Here is a 21851-nt window from a genome sequence, read left to right on the forward strand (position 1 = left end):
AGGATTGACCTGTCACGGGTCTTGCCGTATTTAAATGAACAAGTGTTCAATAAATACCAGGAGCGCCTGCCAATGTTTAACGCCGTGATGAAATTCGACTTGGGCGAAGACGTGCTTGCGTTGCAGGACATGGTGCATCGTTGGGCGCAAGAGCGTGTAAAGCCGATGGCGGCGGAAGTCGACCGTTCCAATGCGTTTCCCAATGAGCTTTGGCGCGAAATGGGTGAGTTGGGTCTTCTGGGGATAACAGTGTCAGAGGAGTATGGCGGCGCCGGGATGGGCTATCTGGCGCATGTGGTTGCGGTCGAGGAAATCGCCCGCGCCTCGGCCTCCATCTCGCTCAGCTATGGGGCGCATTCCAATCTTTGCGTCAACCAGATCAAGCTCAATGGCACCGACGCGCAGCGCGCCAAATATCTGCCTGGGCTGGTCAGCGGTGAACATGTCGGTGCGCTGGCCATGTCTGAGGCGGGCGCGGGCAGTGACGTGGTGTCGATGAAGCTGCGCGCCGAGAAGCGGAATGATCACTATCGTCTCAATGGCAACAAGTACTGGATCACCAATGGCCCAGATGCCGACACTCTGGTGGTCTACGCCAAGACTGACCCCGAAGCTGGCAGCAAGGGGATCACGGCCTTTCTCGTCGAGAAGACCATGAAAGGGTTCTCCACCAGCCCGCATTTCGACAAGCTGGGCATGCGCGGATCAAACACCGCTGAACTCATCTTTGAGGATGTTGAGGTCCCCTTTGAAAACGTGCTGGGCGAAGAGGGCAAAGGTGTACAGGTGCTGATGTCGGGCTTGGATTATGAGCGCGTCGTGCTGGCCGCCATCGGGCCGGGGATTATCGCGGGGTGCATGGATGAGGTCATGCCCTATCTTGAAGAGCGCAAGCAATTCGGCACCTCCATCGGCAACTTCCAACTGATGCAGGGCAAGATCGCTGACATGTATGCTGCGATGAATTCCGCGCGCGCCTATGTCTATGAATGCGCCAAGGCCTGTGACCGCGGCGAGGTCACCCGCCAGGACGCCGCCGCCTGCTGCCTCTATGCCTCTGAAGTTGCCATGACCCAGGCGCATCAGGCCGTGCAGGCCATGGGCGGCGCCGGCTTTCTCGCCGACAGCCCCGTCGCACGGCTTTTCCGCGATGCGAAACTCATGGAAATCGGAGCCGGGACAAGCGAGATCCGCCGCATGCTCATCGGGCGAGAGCTTATGGGGGCGATGGAGTGAATTCGAAACTCTCGATTTGCGTGTTGGGAATCTGGCTTTCATCAGCAGCCTTTGCCGAAAGCTGGGACTTCTATTCGACTACTCCAGAGCAACTGGCTCCAACGATCAGGGCGTGTGTCATCGCCGGAGATGAGACAGGTGATCGGGAGAATTGCGCCGGTCTGTTCGTTGAACCTTGCGTGATTAAGAGACCGGACTTCAGGCGGTGTTTTGGCATTGAATCGGAGGCTTGGCGGATCGTTCTGGATGAGGAATTCAAGATGACTTTCATCGAGGCGTCCCTACATGACGAACTCTCGGACATCCAAAGGCCGAACTTTAGACGACGTGCGGAAACCGTTTGCCGAGCGCAGGTCAAGTGGCAAGATTTCCTAGATGCAGAAGGTAACAGCCAGCGGGCTGTGTCAGGCGCTGGGACTATTGGACGTGACTATGCAGCAGCATTTTATCACAATGAAATATCTAATCGAGCTTTATCGCTTAGGCAGACAAGAGCACTTACCTTGGCACGTGCAGATGCCGATCTTGAGGTGCATCGGGACCGTGTTGGTTTGTCGCCAAGCGAACTTCGAGACATCTATGGAAGTTGGTGCGACCTGGAGACGGGGGAGATTAAGTGAATTTCTCAGTTATGACTGATCACTTCACGGTTTGCGCCATCGATTTTGTGACCGAAGTCGTGTGGAAAGAGGCTGAGGAGTAATGTCGCGCCGCCTAATCTTCCTGCCTTTTGGCGCATTGGTCCTGCTTACGGCGGTGCTGGCGCTCCTATTAGGCGGGCGGATGGCCAACACCACCGAGACCGAGGTGATTGAACGTGTGGTGGCGATCTATCTCGGCGAAGCCGGGGCAGAGGCCGCGCGCACCGATTGCCGGGCCGTGCCTGCACAATCCGAAGGGCTGTGGCTTGTGATCACCTGCGCGTCTCAGGACGGAGTGGGGTTTGAGTATTTCATTGACCGGTTTGGCCGCGTAGCTGATCGCAAGCCTTTTGAAGGGCAGGCGTAAATCATGCTGACGCGCGCGCCATATGATAAGCTTCGGCAGAGTTTCCGGTGGAACCTGCCCGACCGGCTCAACATGGCCGAGCAGGCCTGTGACCGCTGGGCGGCCGAGGATCCCGCGCGCACAGCCATTATCGACCTCACCGGGCCGCGCCGCGATATTAGCTTTGCCGAGCTGCGCGCGCTTGCCGACAGTCTGGCGCATGATCTGGTGGCGCGCGGTGTGGTGCGCGGTGACCGCGTGGGGGTGCTGCGCTCGCAAAGCGAGTGGTGCGCCGCTGCGCATCTGGCAATCTGGAAGGTGGGGGCCATTTCCATCCCGCTCTTCAAGCTCTTCCGGCAAGACGCGCTCACAAGCAGGGTGCGCGATGCAGGAGCCAAATTCATCGTGACAGATGCCGAAGGCGTGGGGATGCTCAAACCTTTGCCCGAGATCACGCCGCTTGTGCCCGAAGACATGGACCTTCCGCAGGCGGTTTTTGAGACGGTTCAGACCGGGCCAGATGATCCCGCAACGCTCATCTATACAAGTGGTACGACTGGAAGCCCCAAGGGCGCATTGCACGGACACCGGGTTTTGACCGGGCACCTTCCGGGCATGCAGATCAGCCATGATTTCCTCGACCACCCAGATGACTGTCTCTGGACCCCCGCCGACTGGGCGTGGATCGGGGGGCTGTTCAACATCCTGATGACTGGCTTGGCGCTTGGCGTGCCGGTGGTGGCGTCGCGTTTGCCGAAGTTTGAGGTGAACACATGTGTGAAGATCATTCGGGAAGCTTCTGTTAAGAATATATTTTTCCCTCCAACGGCCTTACGTATCCTGAAGGCGGCGGAGTGTAGAATCTCCGGCCTCAGAACCGTGGCCAGCGGGGGCGAACCGCTTGGCGCTGAAATGTTCGATTGGGGGCGAGAGGCCTTTGGGCTGACGATCAACGAGTTTTACGGCCAGACCGAATGCAATCTCGTGGCGGGTAGCTGTGCCAGTCTCTTTGAGCCGAACCCCGGTTGCATTGGGAAAGTCACACCGGGTCATGACGTGGAGGTAATCGACGTCGATGGCATGCCGACGACGGAGGAGGGGGATGTCGCGGTCAAACGCGGGTCTGCCTGTATGATGCTGGAATACTGGAACCGGCCAGAGACGACGGCGGAAAAGTTCATTGGCGACTGGATGCTCACAGGTGACAGGGGTGTTTGGGATCAGGGCTACCTGCGCTTTGTCGGGCGCGAAGATGATGTGATCACCTCTGCCGGTTACCGGATTGGTCCGGCCGAGATCGAAGATTGCCTGCTCACACATGAGGCGGTGGCGACCGTGGGTGTCGTGGGCAAACCAGATGAATTGCGCACCGAAATTGTAAAAGCGTACGTCGTGTTGATGCCAGATTTTGACGCGAGTGGTGATCTCGCGAAAGAGCTGCAGGAATACGTGAAGCAACGTTTGGCAAGTTATTCATATCCAAGGGAAATCGGGTTCCTGGATGCGCTACCTATGACCGTGACGGGCAAGGTCATTCGCAAAGAGCTCAAGGCGCGCGCAACGGCGGAGAATGGTGAATGAAGACCGCAGGACTTCCATTACATGCGTGCTGGATTGCGCTCGTCTGCGGTGCGGGCAAGGCTTTGGCCAGTGAAGAGCCTTTGCCCGATTTTGCCGAATGCATGGCGGCGGAGATTGCGCGCTATGAGCAAGCATTGCAGGTCTTTGCGCCCAGCGCGGCCCAGAGCGCGGGCTTTCCGTTGGCCGAGGTGGGCGGCGTTGAGTTCTGCGGAACGGTCGGCATTGTGATTTGTGACCGGTCCGATAACCCGTTGGGATGTCAGCGGGCGCTGGCGGTCGAGCAGGACATATTGCGCGCGCGGGTGTTGGACCAGTTGCCCGCGCCAATCGAGGACGATGCGGCCAACAGTTTTGCGCAGCAGCTTTATGGCACCACATGGGCTTTGGCGCATGGCATGTCTGCCGGACAGGATTGCGCGGGAACGGAACCGCGCCTTGAGATGTGGTGTCGTGCGCGGGAGGCCAACGGGCGTTTGCGCGCCGCTGTCATGGCGTGGCGCGTGGCGCGGAACATGGGCGCCGTGCCGCCAGCTGTTGAGGCCGGCTGGATTGCCGAGGCGCGTCCAACGCGGCCCCGTTTGCGCCCGGGAGAAAGCGAATGACAGATGCGTGGCGGCATGTGCAAAAGGCCAGCCGAGCGGCTGACCTTTCGGTGCACTATACTTTGTTTCTCGGATCAGAAGGTCCAAACGTAGGACAGGCCAAAGATCAACGGGTCGATATGGACTGTGCCGACATCTGCGCCACCGATAGAAACATCGGTGTCAATGTCGATCCAACGAATGTCTGCCCGAATGGCGGAGCGCTCAGACACATCCACGTCCAAACCCGCATGCAGGGCAATCCCGAAGGAATTGTCGAGATCCACGTCCGTTCCCGCGAGGGCGCCGACACCGTCTTCATTGAAGAAGAGCGTGTAGTTCACGCCAACGCCGACAAACGGGGTGAAATTGGATTGATTGGTGAAGTGATACTGCACAGACAAAGTTGGCGGAAGGTGCGAAATCTCCGCGACCTCTCCGGTTCCAACCAGATTGATGTCATGCCGAAAGGGCGACGACACCAGCAGCTCAATACCGATTTTGTCGCTGACGAAATATTCGCCGGTCAGGGTGAAACTCAGATCGCCATCCACGTCAATCGCGCCAGCGGCAGTCGCACTGTCGGAACTATCAGGGCTGATATATCCCAGCCCGAAACCAAGAGTGAAATCCCCTTGAGATTGAGCCAAAACAGGCGCGGCGGTGCCACACAAAGCAGTTGCAAGGGTTAAAGCAGCGAGATGTTTCATAATTTGTACCTTTCGGATCCTCTTTTCTTGAGAAAGATCATGCCGCACCGCAGTGTTCATGACTTTGATTCATGTCAAAAACCATTGCGAACAGATGCTTGTGGCATTTCTGCAACGCGCAAAGACGGGCGCGATCGCTGGACCCAAGGAAAGGTCACCCAATGAAGCTGCAATCGCGTGCTCTCAGCACTTCTTCTGAGTTCCAGGCCAATACTGACGCGCATATGGCGGCGCTTGCCGAGATTACCGCAGCCGCAGAGCTGGCTGCTGAGGGCGGTGGTCAGGCGTCGCGAGAACGGCATCTTGGCCGCGGCAAAATGCTGCCGCGTGATCGGGTCGCGACGCTTCTCGATCCGGGCAGTCCTTTTCTCGAAGTCGGGGCCACAGCTGCACATGGGCTTTATGATGGCGCCGCCCCTTGTGCCGGAGTGATTGCCGGTGTGGGGCGTGTTACGGGCCGCGATTGCATGATCCTTTGCAACGACGCGACGGTGAAGGGCGGCACGTATTACCCCATGACCGTCAAGAAACACCTGCGCGCGCAGGAGATCGCGGCAGAATGTCATTTGCCGTGCATCTATCTTGTCGACTCGGGCGGTGCCAACCTTCCTAATCAGGACGAGGTGTTCCCTGACCGGGATCACTTTGGGCGAATTTTCTACAATCAGGCGCAGATGAGCGCGAAAGGTATCGCGCAGATTGCCGTTGTCATGGGGTCGTGTACTGCCGGCGGAGCTTATGTGCCTGCCATGTCGGATGTGACGATTATCGTGAAAGATCAGGGGACGATCTTTCTGGCAGGCCCGCCTTTGGTGAAGGCGGCAACGGGGGAGACGGTAACGGCCGAAGATCTGGGCGGCGGGGATGTGCACACGCGGCTCTCGGGTGTGGCCGATTACCTGGCCGAGGATGATGCGCATGCGCTGGCGCTGGCGCGGCGGGCGGTGGGAAGCTTGGGTGCGGGTGCCGGGCTGAAGCCCGGCCTACGGCAAACGCCGGAAGACCCGGCTTATGATCCGGATGAGATCCTGGGTGTCGTGCCTGCCGATTTGCGCACGCCCTACGACATTCGTGAGGTGATCGCACGGCTCGTGGATGGCTCTCGCTTTGATGAATTCAAAGCGCGGTTTGGCGAAACGCTGGTGACCGGTTTTGCCCATGTCGATGGCTATCCGGTGGGGATCATTGCCAATAACGGCGTGCTCTTCTCCGAGGCCGCGCAGAAGGGCGCGCATTTTGTAGAACTTTGCAGTCAGCGACACATCCCCTTGGTTTTCCTGCAAAATATCACCGGATTCATGGTCGGGCGGAAATACGAGAACGAAGGCATTGCCCGGCACGGGGCCAAGATGGTCACGGCAGTGGCCACCACATCGGTGCCCAAGATCACCATGCTGGTCGGCGGCTCTTTCGGTGCAGGCAATTATGGCATGGCAGGCCGCGCCTATCAGCCGCGGTTCCTGTGGACATGGCCCAACAGCCGCATATCCGTCATGGGCGGGGAACAGGCGGCAGGGGTGCTGGCCACGGTCAAACGTGATGCGATTGAGCGCAAGGGCGGCGCGTGGTCAGCGGAAGAAGAGGCCGCATTCAAACAGCCCACGATTGATATGTTCGAGGAACAAAGCCATCCGCTCTATGCCAGTGCACGGCTCTGGGATGATGGCATCATCGATCCACGCAAATCGCGTCAGGTGCTGAGTCTGAGCTTGCGCGCCGCCCTCAACGCCCCCATCGAGGAGACCCGCTTTGGCGTGTTCCGGATGTAGAAAAATGCACGTCGGTATTGCGTCGGTATCACGTCGGTATTGCGTCGGTGCTTCCGCGGTCCCGCATCATGAGGTGCTGGCTTGAAATTGGACCCGACCGTCGCCGGATATACGATGCTTTTGCTGCTGGCGCTTGTTGCGTTGGCCGAATGGCTTGCCCCCTGGCATGACCTGAGCGAGCGGGGCTGCAGGCTGGGCTATGTGTATGACGGTGACACGGTCGAGATTGATTGCGGGTCCGAAACCATGACCGCGCGCATCGTTGGGCTGGACACGCCAGAGACCAAAGAGCCGGGTTGCGCGGCAGAGGCAGAGCTGGGCGCCAAGGCCACAGCGCGGCTGCGAGAGTTGGTGAAGGCGCGACCGGCCAAAATGGACAGCGTCGGATATGACAAATACGGACGGGTGCTGGCCGAGTTGCAGTTGGGCGGCGAAGACGTGGCCGATATCCTCACGCGCGAAGGTCTGGCCGTGCGCTATGATGGTAGCGCCCGGGTGGATTGGTGCAAGCGGTTGGAGGCTGGGCGATGAGTGATAATCCTAAAGAAGACAGCTGGTCGTTGCGTACCGTAGCAGATCGGGTGCGTGAGCAGATTGCTTTGCCCGCGCTGCCCAAGCTGGGTCGTGAAGTAAACATGCCGGTATACCTGATCCATAATTCTGCGGACCCTGAGGACTACTTCTTCATCTTTGATTTTGAACAATTCGTGGAACAGACCCGCGCCGGATTGTTTGTGCGGCCCAAGATGAAGATATGGGCTGGACGGCAAGATTTTGACCGCCGCGCGTTTGCGCGTCAGATGCGCGAAAGCTTTGCGCGTGAGTTTGATATTGCACGGGCGCAGCTTGCTGCGAATGGTGGTAAGGCCAAAGGCTGGTTTGGGTTTTTGGGCAGTTCGGTGGGCGAGGTTGGTTCGCTCTCGGGCTTTGTCGCTAATGTCGTTTTGCTCGTTGCATTGTCGGCGGGGAAGATGGTCTTGTCACAGGTTTTGCCTAAAAATTGGATCGCTGGCAAATCCGATGCACGCAAACTGGAAGATGGTATTGACGCGACCAAGAACAAGGTCGACAGCGCGTTGCAGGACGTCGAGATCACCTTGCACCGCGATCTTTATAACCATGCCTACCGCGGACAAACAGCAGGCCGTTTGACGGGTATGGATTACCAGGCGTGGCCTTTGCCAGCCCATGTAAAACAACACTTAAACGATGAAACTTCTGGGTCATGGTGGTGAGTCATGTTTAACACGATTCTGATTGCGAACCGGGGCGAGATTGCCTGCCGTGTGATGGAAACAGCGCAGGCGATGGGCGTGCGCTGTGTGGCGGTCTACTCCGATGCTGACCGGACAGCGCGGCATGTGGAGATGGCCGATGTGGCTGTGCATATTGGCGGGGCGGCTCCGGCGGAGAGTTATCTGCGCGGCGATGTCATTATCGCGGCGGCGAAGGAGACAGGGGCGCAGGCGATCCATCCGGGCTATGGGTTTCTTTCTGAGAACCCTGACTTTGTGGAGGCGGTCGAGGCCGCAGGGCTGACCTTTATCGGTCCCTCGGCCAAGGCCATACGCGCCATGGGCCTCAAGGATGCCGCCAAGGCGGTGATGGAAGAGGCTGGCGTGCCTGTGGTGCCGGGCTATCACGGAGACATTCAGGACCCTGCATTTTTGGCGGATCAGGCCAAAGAGATCGGATATCCGGTGCTGATCAAGGCTGTGGCGGGTGGCGGCGGCAAGGGCATGCGGCTTGTCGAGCGGCCCGAGGCGTTTGGCGAGGCATTGAACAGCGCGCAGGGCGAGGCAAAAACCGCCTTTGGCAATGAGGCGGTACTGATTGAGAAATACATCCAGCAGCCACGCCATATCGAGCTTCAGGTGTTTGGCGACGGCACCCGCGCCGTGCATCTTTATGAGCGGGATTGTTCGTTACAGCGGCGCCATCAGAAGGTGATCGAGGAAGCTCCGGCACCGGGCATGACCGACGAGGTCCGTGCGGCCATGGGTGCTGCAGCGGTGCGTGCGGCTGAGGCGATTGGCTACAAAGGCGCGGGCACTGTGGAATTCATCGTGGATGGCTCTGATGGTCTGCGCCCCGACGGGTTTTGGTTCATGGAGATGAACACGCGGCTGCAGGTCGAGCATCCGGTGACAGAGGCGATCACCGGCGTTGATCTGTTGGAATGGCAGTTGCGGGTGGCCGCCGGGGAGGGCCTGCCGAAAACACAAGAGGATCTGTCGATCAACGGGCATGCCTTTGAGGCGCGGCTTTATGCCGAGGATGTGCCCAAGGGATTTTTGCCCGCCACCGGGCGGCTGGCGCATCTGCGCTTTCCTGATGGGGTACGGGCCGATACCGGCGTGCGCAGCGGCGATGAGATTAGCCCGCATTATGACCCGATGATCGCCAAGCTGACGACCCATGGGCCGACGCGCGCGGTGGCTTTGCAACGGCTTGACGCGGCTTTGGCGCACACACAAGTGGCTGGTACGGTGACCAATCTGGCCTTTCTGGGGGCATTGAGCCGCCACGCTGGGTTTGCTGCTGGAGACGTGGATACAGGATTGATTGCACGGGACCTGGACAGCCTTGTGGACATGGAGGACGCCACTCCAAAAGATATTGCGCTGGCCGTTCTTGCTGCCGCGGGTTTGCTGGAGGTGCAGGATACTGCAACCGGCTTTACCCTATGGCAGCCACTCAATCGGCAGATCATCCTGCGCCATGGCGAGAAAGAGATCACTGCGACACTGCGCAGCCTGTCATACGTGGCCCATGACATAGAGGTGGATGGTGAGACAATCGAAGCACGTTGCCATGGCGGGTGCTGGATGCTGAGTGGTGCGGTCGCCCCACCGGTGGTGGTCACGGGTGATTTGATCACGGTTTTTGCACAATACGGGCTGGCGTTTCACCGTGTCGACCCGCTTGACCGAGACATGCAGGCGGTGGGGCACGCAAGTCTGATTGAGGCCCCCATGCCGGGGCTATTGAAGGCGCTTTTCGCCAAGGCCGGACAGGCGGTGCAGACGGGTGACCGGCTTGCGGTGCTGGAGGCGATGAAGATGGAGCACAGCCTGTCGGCCCCGCGAGATGGGGTTGTGGCCGAGGTACTGGCCAGCGAAGGTGCACAGGTTGAAGCTGGTGCGGCCTTGATCCGGCTGGCCGATGAGGATGAGGCTGCGGCCTGAGGGATCACTATGGCGGAGTTTGTCGAAATCTTTGAGGTTGGGCCACGGGACGGGTTGCAGAACGAGCCGGGCGAGATCGCCGTGGCCGAGAAAGTCGCACTGGTCGATTGCCTGAGCCGGGCCGGGTTTCGGCGGATCGAGGTGGCCAGCTTCGTCAGCCCCAAATGGGTGCCGCAGATGGCGGGCTCGGGTGAGGTTCTGGCCGGGATCACGCGTGTGCCGAGTGTGTCCTATGCGGCGCTCACGCCCAATATGCGCGGCTTTGAGGATGCGATGGCGGCAGGGGCCGATGAGGTGGCGATCTTTGCGTCGGCCTCCGAAGGGTTTTCCAAGGCCAATATCAACGCCACCATAGCTGAGAGTCTGGAGCGGTTTGCCCCTGTGGCCGAGGCGGCGCACGCGGCGGGTGTGCCGGTGCGCGGGTATGTGTCTTGTGTCAGCGAGTGCCCCTATGACGGGCCGGTTGCACCCTCCGAGGTGGTGCGCGTGGTCACAGCACTGCGCGAGATGGGGTGCTATGAGGTCTCGTTGGGCGACACGATTGGCCGCGCGACCCCTGAACGGATTGATGCGATGCTGGCCGAAGTGATTAAAGCCGTGCCTGCTGCACAACTGGCAGGACATTTCCACGACACGTCGGGACGGGCGGTGGAAAATGTTGAAGTGGCCCTTGGCCATGGCCTGCGGGTGTTTGATGCGGCTGTCGGTGGTCTGGGCGGGTGCCCCTATGCGCCCGGCGCTGCGGGGAATGTGGCGACCGAGACGGTGCATGACCGGCTGGTTGCGCTGGGGTATGAGACCGGGCTGGACCGTGAGGTTCTGACCAAGGCGGCCCGGATGGCGCAAACCATGCGCGGCGGAGCAATCGCATGAAAGCACTTTATCGCGGGGCAGAGCGGCTGATGGCGATGGATGACGCCACATGGGCGCGCCATGCCAATCCGATGTCGGCCTATACCCGGTTTACCGTGCTGCCGCTCTTGGTTTTGGCCATCTGGAGTCGCGTCTGGCTGGGCTGGTGGGCCATTCTGCCGACCGCGCTGGTCCTGCTCTGGGCGTGGATCAATCCGCGGGCCTTTCCGCCGCCGGACAATCTGGACAACTGGGCCTCGCGTGGCGTGTTGGGCGAACGGGTGTTCCTGAACCGGCGAGACGAGGTCGCCGCACATCACCGGGCCTGGGCCGATGGTCTGGCCTGGGCCAGCTTGCCCGGGGTTATCGTTCTGGTGATCGGGTTGATCTGGCTGGAACCTTGGTGGACAAATTTCGGCATGGTTTTGGCCGTGGGGCCTAAGGTTTGGTTCGTGGACCGGATGGTCTGGCTTTATGGCGATTGGTGCCGCGAGCATGGCAAGGAGTTGGGCGATGTATGACACGATTTCCATAGAGCGCGATGCGCGGGGCGTGGCAACGCTCTGGCTGGACCGGGAAGACAAGCACAACGCTATGTCGGGCCAGATGATTGCGGACCTGACTGACGCGGCACAGGTGTTGGGGCACGACCCGGACCTGCGCGCCGTGGTGCTGGCGGCCAAGGGTAAGACCTTCTGCGCCGGCGGCGATCTGGGCTGGATGCGCGATCAGTTTGAGGCCGATACCGAGACGCGCCGCCGCGAGGCGCGTAAGCTGGCCGAGATGCTGCAGGCGCTCAACACGCTGCCCAAACCGCTCATTGGCCGGGTGCATGGCAATGCCTTTGGCGGCGGCGTGGGGTTGATGAGCGTGTGTGATGTGGTGGTTGCCGCCGATCACGTGGCGATGGCCCTGACCGAGACGCGTCTGGGGCTGATCCCCGCCACCATTGGACCCTATGTCGTGGCCCGCATGGGCGAGGCCAAGGCGCGGCAGGTCTTCATGTCAGGCCGCCGGTTTGATGCAACCGAGGCGATGGCGCTCAACCTTGTGGCGCGCGCGGTGCCGGTGGCCGAGTTGGATGATGCGGTCGAGGCTGAGGTCGCACCTTACCTGTCCTGCGCGCCTGAGGCTGTGGCCCAAGCCAAGGCTCTGACGCGCTGGTTGGGGCCGGTGATAGATGACACTGTGATTGACCACACAATTGACGCGCTGGTGTACTGCTGGGCCGGAGAGGAAGCGCAACATGGCATTGGGGCGTTTTTTGCCAAGGAAAAGCCGCGCTGGGTGAAGGAGTGATGTGACGTGTCTTGGTTGAATAGACTTTTTGGCAGCAAACCGTCCGAGCCTGTGCAAAGGTCAGAGCCACCGCAGCAACCTAACAAGATCATTGAAGCGGAACCTGATAGCCCCCAAACCTTTGGATATAAAACTGGATGGTTGGCTGTGCGAAGTGACGATGCAGAGGCTCTGAGAGAAGCGTTGGGCGCCACCAACTGGCAGCCTGCGAATTGGGCCAGCGGGATGCGCGCCAGCCACGAAAGCAATTCGAAGTTTGCGTTTTTGACACCATCTATCAATGGGTGGGTCCTCGTGCATTTGGGACTTGCTCTTGCACCAGACCATGAAAACGGCATCGCGCGGTTTGAACAGTGGCTGGAAAAACTATCTGCGCAATTTGGAGAGGCCCAGTATTTTGGCTCTTATCGCGTCGTCGATTTCATTGCATGGATGCGAGCCGAAAAGGGCGAAGTAACTCGCGCGTTTTCTTATGTTGGTAGCGGCGACGGCATTCTCACCAATACCGGACCTGTCACCGGCGTTGAAGCCATTTTCAACTACGAATTGCTTGATGGGTTGACACCTGAGGAGGCGAATAACTTCATGTTAGAAGCAGAAGCAGAAGCAGAAGCAGAAGCAGAAGCAGATGACTATCTGGACGCCTTTGAACATCTTCCTGATCTGTCAGAAAGTGTTCCAATGGCCATTGCCGCAGATTGGAGTATCGACCCTGGCAAGTTTGGCTTTGACGATACCGAGCCTAGTACTGGGTATGTGGCAAGGCTTGAGTTCCTGTCAGGTTGACCCACAGTTGAATTTGCAGCTGCTGAAATGCTGACCGCCCTAAAACGTACTACCTCCCAGAGGTGGTGGACCGTTCCAAGGTGGTAATAAATGATGCTGTGATCGACCACACAATTGACGCGCTGGTGGACTGCTGGGCCGGAGAGGAAGCGCAACATGGCATTGGGGCGTTTTTTGCCAAGGAAAAGCCGCGCTGGGCTGAATAGTGGCTCTGGTGTCGTGTCCTTTGCTGCGCTCATATTCTTGATTATGCGCAAGTGTTTATCGCACGAATGACACGTTAATCTTGGTTAACTTTTCTGCCTGACCGGCAGATGCGTCAATTTCCCCTGACAGATTGTCCGGTTTATGTGCAGCTTCGGTTGACCCGGCAAAAAGGCGGGGGTAAACCCGATGATGTATTAAAGAGAGCCGTCTTAATGCGCAGACGGGTGCGCATGAAAGGAGCCACATCGTGGAAGAGATGCTGAGGGAGTACCTTCCGGTCCTTGTTCTTCTGGCCATCGCCATCGGTCTTGGAATTGTTCTGATCCTCGCTGCGGTCGTTCTGGCCGTCCGAAACCCCGATCCCGAAAAGGTCAGCGCGTATGAATGCGGGTTTAACGCGTTCGATGATGCGCGGATGAAATTCGATGTCCGGTTCTATCTGGTGTCGATCCTGTTCATCATCTTTGACCTTGAAATCGCGATGCTTTTTCCATGGGCCGTGGCATTTGCGGATATCTCTATGGCGGCGTTCTGGTCGATGATGGTGTTCCTGGCGGTGCTGACCGCCGGATTTGCCTATGAATGGCGCAAGGGGGCGATGGAATGGCAGTAGCGACCGGAGAAAACTTTGCAGGTGCGGACCGTGAGGTTGCCACGCAGGACCTGAACCGCGAGCTTCAGGACAAAGGATTTCTGCTGACATCGACTGAGGATATCATCAACTGGGCGCGCACCGGATCGCTGCACTGGATGACATTCGGTCTGGCCTGTTGTGCGGTGGAAATGATGCACACCGCCATGCCACGCTATGATCTGGAGCGTTTTGGCACAGCCCCGCGCGCCAGCCCGCGTCAGTCGGACCTGATGATCGTGGCGGGCACGCTGACCAACAAGATGGCACCCGCCCTGCGCAAGGTTTACGACCAGATGCCCGAGCCGCGTTACGTGATCTCGATGGGGTCCTGCGCCAATGGTGGCGGCTATTATCATTACAGCTACTCGGTTGTGCGCGGCTGCGACCGGATTGTACCGGTGGATGTCTACGTGCCCGGCTGCCCGCCCACGGCAGAGGCGCTGGTCTACGGCATCTTGCAGCTTCAACGAAAAATTCGTCGGACAGGGACGATTGTGCGGTGACGGGCGTGGTTGTCAGAAATTGGGAAGCTGCGGTGGGGCGTGCAGATATTGATGCATGGATCAACACCTTCCGCGACCGTGTTCTGCCCAACATGCAGGCTTTGGACGGATTCCTGGATGTGACGTTTTTGACTAAGCGTGACGGTGACCCCTGTCACGTGAAGGTGCTAACGCGGTGGCGCAACATGGCGGCGATCACGGCCTTTGCTGGAGAAAACCCAGCAAAAACAGTTCTACCGGATTTCATGGCGCCGTTTTTCAAGTCTTACGACGCAGAAGCGACCTTCTATGATGAAGTGCTTCGGGAGGAAGCAAATGACTGAGGCTTTGCGCGAACTGGGGGCTCATATCGAGGCCAAGCGCACCGATTGCGTGCTAAGCTGGGATGTGGCCCATGATGAGCTGACGATGGATGTGGCGCTGTCGAACCTTGTGGGGTTCGTCGAGTTCCTCAAAACCGATCAGACCTGTCGCTTTTCAACGCTGGTGGACATCACTGGTGTCGATCATCCGGATCGCCCCAAGCGGTTCGACGTCGTGTATCACTTTCTGAGCATGTATCAGAACCACCGTATTCGCCTGCGGGTGAGCATTCGCGACGAGGACATGGTGCCGTCGATCACAGAAGTGCACGCTTCAGCAAACTGGTTCGAACGCGAAGTCTTCGACATGTTCGGCATTCTGTTCAGCGGACATCCCGACCTGCGGCGCATCCTGACCGACTACGGTTTTCGCGGCTACCCGCTGCGCAAGGATTTCCCAACCACGGGCTACACCGAAGTGCGCTACGATGAAGAGCAAAAGCGCGTGGTCTATGAGCCTGTGAACCTGGTGCAGGAATACCGGCAGTTTGACTTCATGAGCCCCTGGGAGGGGGCGGAATATATCCTGCCGGGCGATGAGAAGCAGGAGGAGGCGAAATGATGGACGGCTCCAAAGGATTTGACGACGCGCTCACGGGCGAGCAGAAGATTCGCAATTTCAACATCAACTTCGGCCCACAACACCCTGCGGCGCATGGTGTTTTGCGGCTCGTGCTAGAGTTGGACGGCGAGATCGTTGAGCGCTGCGATCCGCATATTGGGCTTTTGCATCGCGGCACCGAAAAGCTGATGGAGAGCCGCACATATCTGCAGAACCTGCCGTATTTTGACCGGCTGGATTATGTGGCGCCGATGAATCAGGAACATGCCTGGTGTCTGGCGATTGAAAAGCTGACAGGCGTGGAAGTGCCGCGCCGGGCGAGCCTCATTCGCGTGCTTTATTCCGAGATTGGCCGGATTTTGAACCACATTCTGAACATCACCACACAGGCGATGGATGTGGGGGCGCTCACGCCGCCGCTTTGGGGCTTTGAAGAGCGCGAAAAGCTGATGGTGTTCTATGAGCGGGCCTGTGGTGCGCGTCTTCACGCGGCCTATTTCCGCCCCGGTGGTGTGCATCAGGACCTGCCGCCAGAACTTCTCGACGATATCGAGACCTGGGCGCATGAGTTCCCTCGGGTGATCAACGATCTGGATGGGCTTCTGACGGAAAACCGCATCTTCAAACAGCGCAATGCCGATATCGGCGTCATCACCGAACAGGACATCCTGGACTGGGGCTTTTCGGGCGTGATGGTACGAGGGTCTGGTTTGGCTTGGGATTTGCGCCGTGCGCAACCCTATGAATGTTACGACGAATTTGAGTTCCAGATCCCCGTTGGTAAAAATGGCGATTGTTACGACCGCTATCTGTGTCGAATGGAGGAAATGCGTCAGTCACTAAAGATCATTCTTCAAGCGATCGAGAAACTGCGCGCCCCCGAAGGTCAGGGCGATATCCTGGCCCGCGGCAAAGTCACACCGCCCAAACGCGGCGAGATGAAGACCTCGATGGAGGCGCTTATCCACCACTTCAAACTTTACACCGAAGGGTTCAAGGTGCCTGAGGGTGAGGTGTACGCAGCGGTGGAAGCGCCCAAGGGCGAGTTTGGTGTGTATTTGGTGTCGGATGGCACCAACCGGCCGTACCGGGCCAAGATCCGGGCGCCGGGGTATCTGCATCTTCAGGCGATGGATTATGTAGCCACGGGGCATCAGCTTGCCGATGTGGCCGCGATTATCGGCACGATGGATGTGGTGTTTGGCGAAATTGACCGGTGAGGGGACAGCTGGCATGGCGTTAACGAAGATCAAGGTGGCGATAGCGCTCTGCGGCGCGGCGGCGCTTGCGGGCTGTGCGGTGCCGCCTCAAGGCACAACAGCTCAGGACGTGACCAGCTTTGAGGCGGCTGTAGCCAGCATCGGCTGTGTGCTGCACACCGAGGCGGATTACTTGCCGGTTGAGCTTCAGACCGGGCTGACGCGGGAGCAAACGCAGTCGATGGCGGCTTATGTGCTGACTGCGAAACGCGCCGTTCGGCTTGAAAATGGTGGTGTGAAACTCACGACAGGAGCCTGCGCCTAAATGCTACGCCGTCTTCATCATGATCAGCCCGAAAGCTTTGCATTCACAAAGGCCAACCAGGCCTGGGCCGAGGCGCAGATTTCCAAATATCCTGAAGGACGTCAGGCAAGCGCAATCATCCCGCTTTTGTGGCGCGCGCAGGAGCAGGAGGGCTGGCTGTCCCGTCCGGCGATTGAAGGCGTGGCGGATATGCTGGGTTTGGCGCATATCCGGGCGCTGGAAGTGGCCAGTTTCTACTTTATGTTCCAGATGCAACCTGTTGGTTCTGTGGCGCATATTCAGATTTGCGGCACGACGTCCTGCATGATTTGCGGGGCTGAAGACCTGATTGGCGTCTGCAAGGAAAAGATTGCTGCCAACCCGCATGAGATCAGCGAAGATGGCAAGCTGAGCTGGGAAGAGGTCGAATGCCTCGGGGCCTGCGCCAATGCGCCTATGGCGCAAATCGGCAAGGATTATTACGAAGACCTCACCGCCGAACGGTTTGGCGAGATGCTTGACGAGCTGCGCGCGGGCAAAGTGCCGGTGCCGGGGCCGCAAAATGGGCGGTATGCCTCTGAGCCGCTGAGTGGGCTGACAAGCCTCACAGAATATGACAGCGGCAAGACCAAGTATAACGCCAGCGTGCAGCTTGCCACTGATATTGGGGACACGGTCAAACGTATTGACGGGACCGAGGTGCCATTGATTGCGCCGTGGCGTGACAAAGGGGCCAACCACGCGCCCGGCGCTTCGAAGGTTAAGACCTCAGCACCTGCTCCACTAGAGGCCAAACCGGCGCCCGCGCCGAAAGAACCGGCCAAGAAAGCCGCTCCCAAGGCCAAAGCCGCGGCACCGGCTGCGCAGAAAAAGCCCGAAATGCTGAAAGAAGCGCGGGAAGGCGGTGCGGATGATCTGAAAATGATCAAAGGCGTTGGGCCGAAACTTGCCGCGATGCTGAATGGCATGGGCGTGTTCCATTTCGACCAGATTGCAAGCTGGGGTGCTGAGGAGGTGGCCTGGGCCGACGACAACCTTGAGGGGTTCAAAGGTCGGGTCAGCCGTGATGACTGGGTTGGGCAAGCGAAAAAACTGGCGGCCGGAGAAACAACAGACTTCGCAAAGAAAGTCAAAAAAGGAGGCGTCTATTGAAAGATGCCCCAAACGGTTTGATAGGGAGTTTGAAAGATGAACGGTGACAGTTTTGTAGCAACGTGCAAGTTGGGCTGCTGGGCGATGGGCGTCGGCGCTGGAATTGTCGCGATGTATCTCATCGCGGGAGAAACCGGTTTTCTGGCAGCACTTCTGGTGGCGATTGCGCTCGCGGTGTTCCTCGCACTGGTGCTTCAACTGCTGTTTTGCTGGCCGCAGGAGGAAGAAGAAGGTAACGACTATGACGCCTCGGCCGTGCCTTCTGCGCCGCAGGGCAAGCCGTTGTCTGCGCCTGTCGCCACTGTTGGTCCGGCTGGTGCGGCAGCGAAGCCTGCGCCAAAGCCCAAAGCCAAGCCAAAGCCAAAACCCAAGCCGGCGCCGAAAGCCGAAGTCACACCCGACTATGATGGCGATGGGGTTCTGGAAGGCGAGAACGAAGGCACGCGTCCTTCTGGCCTCAAGGCAGCGCGTGGCGGCAAGGCGGATAACCTCAAGGAAATCAAAGGTGTGGGCCCCAAGCTTGAGAAAATGCTCAACGAGATGGGCTTTTATCACTTTGACCAGGTTGCTGCGTGGAGCGCGAATGAAATCGCTTGGGTTGATGCCAACCTGAAAGGATTCAAAGGCCGGGCGTCACGCGACAATTGGATCGAGCAGGCCAAAATTCTGGCCGCAGGTGGTGAGACGGAGTTTTCCAAGCGCGTGGACAAAGGCGACGTGTACTGAATGAGCGATTTGGATGAACGACAAAGACGCATTGTCGAAGAAAGGCCGACGGGCCGGGCTGGTGATTGCCGGCACGGGCGTGTTTTGGGTGTTGATCACCCTCATCGGCGAGAAAGAGGGCTTTGGCGTGCAGCTGCGGCTCTTCTTCGACGTGTTGGCACTGTTGGGCTTTCTTTTTGCCTTTTGGCTCATCTACCAGATCTGGCGCGACAGCCGGGATAATTAGAGGTTAACGGGATGCTGAAAGATCAGGATCGGATTTTTACCAACCTTTACGGGATGCATGACCGCAGCCTGAAAGGAGCCAAGGCGAGAGGTCATTGGGATGGCACGGCCAAGATCCTGCAAAACGGTCGGGATTGGATCGTGGATCAAATGAAGGCCTCGGGCCTACGTGGGCGCGGCGGTGCGGGTTTCCCCACCGGTTTGAAGTGGTCCTTCATGCCCAAGGAAAGCGATGGGCGTCCGGCTTACCTCGTGGTCAATGCCGACGAGTCCGAACCGGGCACCTGCAAAGACCGAGAGATCATGCGCCACGATCCGCACACGCTGGTCGAGGGCTGCCTGATTGCCAGTTTCGCGATGCAGGCGCATGCCTGTTACATCTATATTCGTGGCGAGTATATCCGCGAAAAAGAAGCGCTTCAGAATGCGATTGATGAGGCGTATGAGGCGGGTCTGGTGGGCAAAAATGCCTGCAAGTCAGGCTACGACTTTGACATTTACCTGCATCACGGGGCCGGGGCCTATATCTGCGGTGAGGAAACAGCCCTTCTGGAAAGCCTTGAGGGCAAAAAGGGCATGCCACGCATGAAGCCGCCGTTTCCGGCCGGGGCAGGTCTCTATGGCTGTCCGACGACCGTGAACAATGTGGAATCGATTGCCGTGGTGCCGACCATCCTGCGGCGTGGGCCGGAGTGGTTCGCCAGCTTTGGACGGCCCAACAATTCGGGCACCAAGATTTTCGCCGTCTCGGGCCATGTGAACAATCCTTGCGTGGTGGAAGACGCCATGTCGATCAGTTTTGAGGAGCTGATTGAAAAACATTGTGGCGGCATTCGTGGCGGCTGGGGCAATCTCAAGGCGGTTATCCCGGGTGGCTCATCGGTTCCGTGCGTGCGCGGCGAGAACATGAAAGACGCGGTGATGGATTTCGACGCGCTGCGCGAGGTGGGATCCTCGCTCGGCACGGCGGCAGTGATCGTGATGGATCAGAGTACCGACATCATCAAGGCGATCTGGCGGCTCAGCAAATTCTACAAGCACGAAAGCTGTGGTCAGTGCACGCCGTGCCGTGAGGGCACGGGCTGGATGATGCGGGTCATGGACCGGCTGGTCAAAGGTGAGGCCGAGGTCGAGGAGATCGACATGCTGTTTGATGTGACCAAACAGGTTGAAGGTCACACAATCTGTGCGCTTGGCGACGCGGCGGCCTGGCCCATTCAGGGGCTGATCCGGAATTTCCGCGATGAGATTGAGGACCGCATCAAAGCGCAGAAGACCGGCAAGGTTACAGCAGTGGCGGCGGAGTAGGGTATGCAGTTCGACGCGATCATTTTTGGTCTAGTGTTGCGGGCGGGTTACCTGATCCCAGCGGCTGTACTTTTCCTGATGATCTACTATCGCGTCGGTCGGTTTGGACTTGGATGTAGCTTGGTTGCGTTGATGCTTGTCTGGCAGGCATCGGTTATTCAAATGATGATTTCAGACACGGACAGTCTTACCAGCATACCCAGTTATATTCGTGCGACATTGTCTGCTTGGGGATTCTTGTTCCCACTTTTACCGATCTATTTCCTGTTGCCGAAACCTGACAGGTTTGGAGGGAAAAGCCGTGCTTAAGTCTCGACTGCATCTGGCCCAATTCAATATCGGTCGCATGACCTATGATCTCGACGACCCGCGGGCCGCCGATTTCGTAGCGGGCATTGATATGTTAAATCGGATTGCCGAGCGCAGTGATGGGTTCGTCTGGAAATATGAGACGGATGTCGGTGGCGTTGTGCAGGAAGATGTGGACAATGATCCGCGCATGCTGGTGAACCTGACGGTCTGGGAAAGCATTGAGGCCTTGCGTCAGTATGTTTGGAAAACGCTGCACAAGCATTTTTTAAGCCGCAAGCGGGAATGGTTCACGCCCTTGGGGCGCGCGCATTTCGTAATGTGGTGGGTCCAAAAAGGTCAAATCCCGACGCTTAAGCAAGCGATGGATCGTCTTGATCACCTGCGGCAAAACGGCGACAGCGAGTATGCATTCGGGTGGTCGCATTTGAATGGCGGCTCGTTTATGCCAGAGCGTGACGCCAGAACGGTCTTGGGGTGAAATGATGGAAGCATTTGCAGAATACGGACATGCCATCGCGTCGGTCGCATTAACCGTGATTTTCGGGCTTGTGATGAGCCCGCTGGCCGCCATGCGCAAAACCGGAGCCGGGCTGGCGCCGGGGGCTGAGCCGGAGGCGGATTACGGCAGTTCGGTTTATCGCTGGCATCGTGCTTATGCGAATCTGTCGGAAACGATGGGGTTCTTTGTGGCTTCGGTGGCCGCGGCCATTCTGGCAGGGGCCGATCCGTTTTGGGTGAACCTGCTCGCCTCACTCTTTTTCGTAAGCCGTCTGGTGCTCGCCTTTGTCCACATCAAAGGCATCGGCAAACCCGATATGAGCGCGCGGTCCTTTCTCTATGTCGCAGGCTGGCTGGCCAGCATCATTTTGTGCCTGATGGCAGTTTTGGCGGTGTTATGATGCTGATGGTGAGTGATCCCAAGCGCTTTGGGTGGCGCGCAACGATTGTGCTGAGCCTTCTGGTGGCCAGCATGGTCTTGTCCGCCTGTGGTCGAAAGAACGAACGTATTCTCTTTGATGGCAACTTTTACAAGTCCAGAGCTAAGCACACGTCGGATGACCGTCAAAGTTTTGTTGTCAGAGTGTCGCGCGCAGATCAGGGTTTGAACGGCGCAAGGGCCGCTGGAGAGCATGAAGGCAGGCGGTATTGTATCGAGAATTTCGGAACGTCCGAAATTGCATGGGTCAATGGCCCGGATGCAGACGACGCTGTTTTGAAACGCGACGGCAATAGGCTGATCCTCGACGGACGGTGTGTGCTTTGGTAACTTTCTCTTTCATATCAGGATCTTGGTCCGTGTGTTATTGCATATCACACGCGTCCGGAACCATCTGCCTTGCAGATGGGGTCGCGGATGGTCCGTGCCCT

29 protein-coding genes are annotated in these 21851 nt (G+C 58.4%); 28 read left to right on the forward strand and 1 reads right to left on the reverse strand.

The window, feature by feature from the left end:
• Positions 1-72 precede the first annotated feature (72 nt).
• The 5 genes from RZS32_RS14920 (at position 73) to RZS32_RS14940 (ending at position 4406) form a co-directional block, all read left to right on the forward strand.
• Positions 73-1236, forward strand: a complete 1164-nt coding sequence (locus RZS32_RS14920; RefSeq protein WP_317057750.1) for an acyl-CoA dehydrogenase family protein — start codon at positions 73-75, stop codon at positions 1234-1236.
• Positions 1233-1856 carry a hypothetical protein gene (locus tag RZS32_RS14925; protein WP_317057751.1) on the forward strand — a complete coding sequence of 208 codons (624 nt, stop codon included), beginning with the start codon at positions 1233-1235 and terminating at the stop codon, positions 1854-1856. The genes RZS32_RS14920 and RZS32_RS14925 overlap by 4 nt, the downstream gene beginning before the upstream one ends.
• Positions 1857-1938: 82 nt before the next feature.
• On the forward strand, positions 1939-2244 hold the full coding sequence (locus tag RZS32_RS14930; RefSeq protein ID WP_317057752.1) for a hypothetical protein: 306 nt from the start codon (positions 1939-1941) through the stop codon (positions 2242-2244).
• Between the two features lie 3 nt (positions 2245-2247).
• Complete coding sequence (locus tag RZS32_RS14935) at positions 2248-3804, forward strand: AMP-binding protein (protein ID WP_317057753.1); 1557 nt, start codon at positions 2248-2250, stop codon at positions 3802-3804.
• The gene (locus RZS32_RS14940) at positions 3801-4406 is read left to right on the forward strand and encodes a hypothetical protein (RefSeq protein ID WP_317057754.1); all 606 of its coding nucleotides are present in this window, start codon (positions 3801-3803) and stop codon (positions 4404-4406) included. Before RZS32_RS14935 ends, RZS32_RS14940 begins: the two co-directional genes overlap by 4 nt.
• A gap of 74 nt (positions 4407-4480) precedes the next feature.
• Here RZS32_RS14940 and RZS32_RS14945 read toward each other — a convergent pair whose 3' ends face one another.
• Entirely contained in the window at positions 4481-5095 is a 615-nt protein-coding gene (locus RZS32_RS14945; protein ID WP_317057755.1) for an OmpW/AlkL family protein, read from the reverse strand.
• A 161-nt stretch (positions 5096-5256) separates the two neighbouring features.
• On the opposite strand from RZS32_RS14945, the gene RZS32_RS14950 reads away from it, so the two are divergent.
• From RZS32_RS14950 to RZS32_RS15060, 23 genes are all read left to right on the forward strand, one after another.
• Positions 5257-6864: a carboxyl transferase domain-containing protein gene (locus tag RZS32_RS14950; protein WP_339106695.1), complete on the forward strand. Its 1608-nt coding sequence runs from the start codon at positions 5257-5259 to the stop codon at positions 6862-6864.
• A gap of 81 nt (positions 6865-6945) precedes the next feature.
• Positions 6946-7395, forward strand: coding sequence for a thermonuclease family protein (locus RZS32_RS14955; RefSeq protein ID WP_317057756.1), 450 nt, complete (start codon positions 6946-6948; stop codon positions 7393-7395).
• The gene (locus RZS32_RS14960; RefSeq protein WP_317057757.1) at positions 7392-8099 is read left to right on the forward strand and encodes a hypothetical protein; all 708 of its coding nucleotides are present in this window, start codon (positions 7392-7394) and stop codon (positions 8097-8099) included. The genes RZS32_RS14955 and RZS32_RS14960 overlap by 4 nt, the downstream gene beginning before the upstream one ends.
• A 3-nt stretch (positions 8100-8102) precedes the next feature.
• Positions 8103-10052, forward strand: coding sequence for an acetyl/propionyl/methylcrotonyl-CoA carboxylase subunit alpha (locus RZS32_RS14965; RefSeq protein ID WP_317057758.1), 1950 nt, complete (start codon positions 8103-8105; stop codon positions 10050-10052).
• 9 nt (positions 10053-10061) lie between these two features.
• On the forward strand, positions 10062-10925 hold the full coding sequence (locus RZS32_RS14970) for a hydroxymethylglutaryl-CoA lyase (RefSeq protein ID WP_317057759.1): 864 nt from the start codon (positions 10062-10064) through the stop codon (positions 10923-10925).
• Positions 10922-11425 carry a DUF6653 family protein gene (locus RZS32_RS14975; RefSeq protein ID WP_317057760.1) on the forward strand — a complete coding sequence of 168 codons (504 nt, stop codon included), beginning with the start codon at positions 10922-10924 and terminating at the stop codon, positions 11423-11425. The genes RZS32_RS14970 and RZS32_RS14975 overlap by 4 nt, the downstream gene beginning before the upstream one ends.
• The gene (locus RZS32_RS14980; protein WP_317057761.1) at positions 11418-12203 is read left to right on the forward strand and encodes a crotonase/enoyl-CoA hydratase family protein; all 786 of its coding nucleotides are present in this window, start codon (positions 11418-11420) and stop codon (positions 12201-12203) included. The genes RZS32_RS14975 and RZS32_RS14980 overlap by 8 nt, the downstream gene beginning before the upstream one ends.
• Positions 12204-12209: 6 nt before the next feature.
• The gene (locus RZS32_RS14985; protein WP_317057762.1) at positions 12210-12989 is read left to right on the forward strand and encodes a hypothetical protein; all 780 of its coding nucleotides are present in this window, start codon (positions 12210-12212) and stop codon (positions 12987-12989) included.
• An 80-nt stretch (positions 12990-13069) separates the two neighbouring features.
• Complete coding sequence (locus RZS32_RS14990; RefSeq protein WP_422395919.1) at positions 13070-13195, forward strand: hypothetical protein; 126 nt, start codon at positions 13070-13072, stop codon at positions 13193-13195.
• A gap of 248 nt (positions 13196-13443) precedes the next feature.
• Positions 13444-13809 carry an NADH-quinone oxidoreductase subunit A gene (locus tag RZS32_RS14995; RefSeq protein WP_317057763.1) on the forward strand — a complete coding sequence of 122 codons (366 nt, stop codon included), beginning with the start codon at positions 13444-13446 and terminating at the stop codon, positions 13807-13809.
• The gene (locus RZS32_RS15000; RefSeq protein WP_317057764.1) at positions 13800-14333 is read left to right on the forward strand and encodes a NuoB/complex I 20 kDa subunit family protein; all 534 of its coding nucleotides are present in this window, start codon (positions 13800-13802) and stop codon (positions 14331-14333) included. The genes RZS32_RS14995 and RZS32_RS15000 overlap by 10 nt, the downstream gene beginning before the upstream one ends.
• Before the next feature lie 5 nt (positions 14334-14338).
• Entirely contained in the window at positions 14339-14656 is a 318-nt protein-coding gene (locus RZS32_RS15005; protein ID WP_317057765.1) for an antibiotic biosynthesis monooxygenase, read from the forward strand.
• On the forward strand, positions 14649-15257 hold the full coding sequence (locus RZS32_RS15010; protein WP_317057766.1) for an NADH-quinone oxidoreductase subunit C: 609 nt from the start codon (positions 14649-14651) through the stop codon (positions 15255-15257). Before RZS32_RS15005 ends, RZS32_RS15010 begins: the two co-directional genes overlap by 8 nt.
• Positions 15257-16477 (forward strand): NADH-quinone oxidoreductase subunit D, encoded by a 1221-nt coding sequence (locus RZS32_RS15015; protein WP_317057767.1) that lies wholly within the window; start codon positions 15257-15259, stop codon positions 16475-16477. The genes RZS32_RS15010 and RZS32_RS15015 overlap by 1 nt, the downstream gene beginning before the upstream one ends.
• Positions 16478-16490: 13 nt before the next feature.
• Positions 16491-16781, forward strand: coding sequence for a hypothetical protein (locus RZS32_RS15020; protein ID WP_317057768.1), 291 nt, complete (start codon positions 16491-16493; stop codon positions 16779-16781).
• Positions 16782-17912: an NADH-quinone oxidoreductase subunit NuoE gene (nuoE, locus tag RZS32_RS15025; RefSeq protein WP_317057769.1), complete on the forward strand. Its 1131-nt coding sequence runs from the start codon at positions 16782-16784 to the stop codon at positions 17910-17912.
• Between the two features lie 36 nt (positions 17913-17948).
• Positions 17949-18638, forward strand: coding sequence for an NADH:ubiquinone oxidoreductase (locus RZS32_RS15030; protein ID WP_317057770.1), 690 nt, complete (start codon positions 17949-17951; stop codon positions 18636-18638).
• Between the two features lie 13 nt (positions 18639-18651).
• Positions 18652-18864, forward strand: coding sequence for a DUF5337 domain-containing protein (locus tag RZS32_RS15035; RefSeq protein WP_317057771.1), 213 nt, complete (start codon positions 18652-18654; stop codon positions 18862-18864).
• An 11-nt stretch (positions 18865-18875) separates the two neighbouring features.
• Positions 18876-20171 (forward strand): NADH-quinone oxidoreductase subunit NuoF, encoded by a 1296-nt coding sequence (nuoF, locus tag RZS32_RS15040; protein WP_317057772.1) that lies wholly within the window; start codon positions 18876-18878, stop codon positions 20169-20171.
• Between the two features lie 3 nt (positions 20172-20174).
• Positions 20175-20480, forward strand: a complete 306-nt coding sequence (locus RZS32_RS15045) for a hypothetical protein (RefSeq protein ID WP_317057773.1) — start codon at positions 20175-20177, stop codon at positions 20478-20480.
• Positions 20473-20961 carry a DUF3291 domain-containing protein gene (locus tag RZS32_RS15050; protein WP_317057774.1) on the forward strand — a complete coding sequence of 163 codons (489 nt, stop codon included), beginning with the start codon at positions 20473-20475 and terminating at the stop codon, positions 20959-20961. The genes RZS32_RS15045 and RZS32_RS15050 overlap by 8 nt, the downstream gene beginning before the upstream one ends.
• A 4-nt stretch (positions 20962-20965) precedes the next feature.
• Positions 20966-21382 (forward strand): MAPEG family protein, encoded by a 417-nt coding sequence (locus tag RZS32_RS15055; RefSeq protein WP_317057775.1) that lies wholly within the window; start codon positions 20966-20968, stop codon positions 21380-21382.
• Complete coding sequence (locus RZS32_RS15060; protein ID WP_339106696.1) at positions 21379-21750, forward strand: hypothetical protein; 372 nt, start codon at positions 21379-21381, stop codon at positions 21748-21750. Before RZS32_RS15055 ends, RZS32_RS15060 begins: the two co-directional genes overlap by 4 nt.
• Positions 21751-21851: the final 101 nt, after the last annotated feature.

The organism is Roseovarius sp. W115, assembly GCF_032842945.2.
GTDB classification, from domain to species: domain Bacteria; phylum Pseudomonadota; class Alphaproteobacteria; order Rhodobacterales; family Rhodobacteraceae; genus Roseovarius; species Roseovarius rhodophyticola.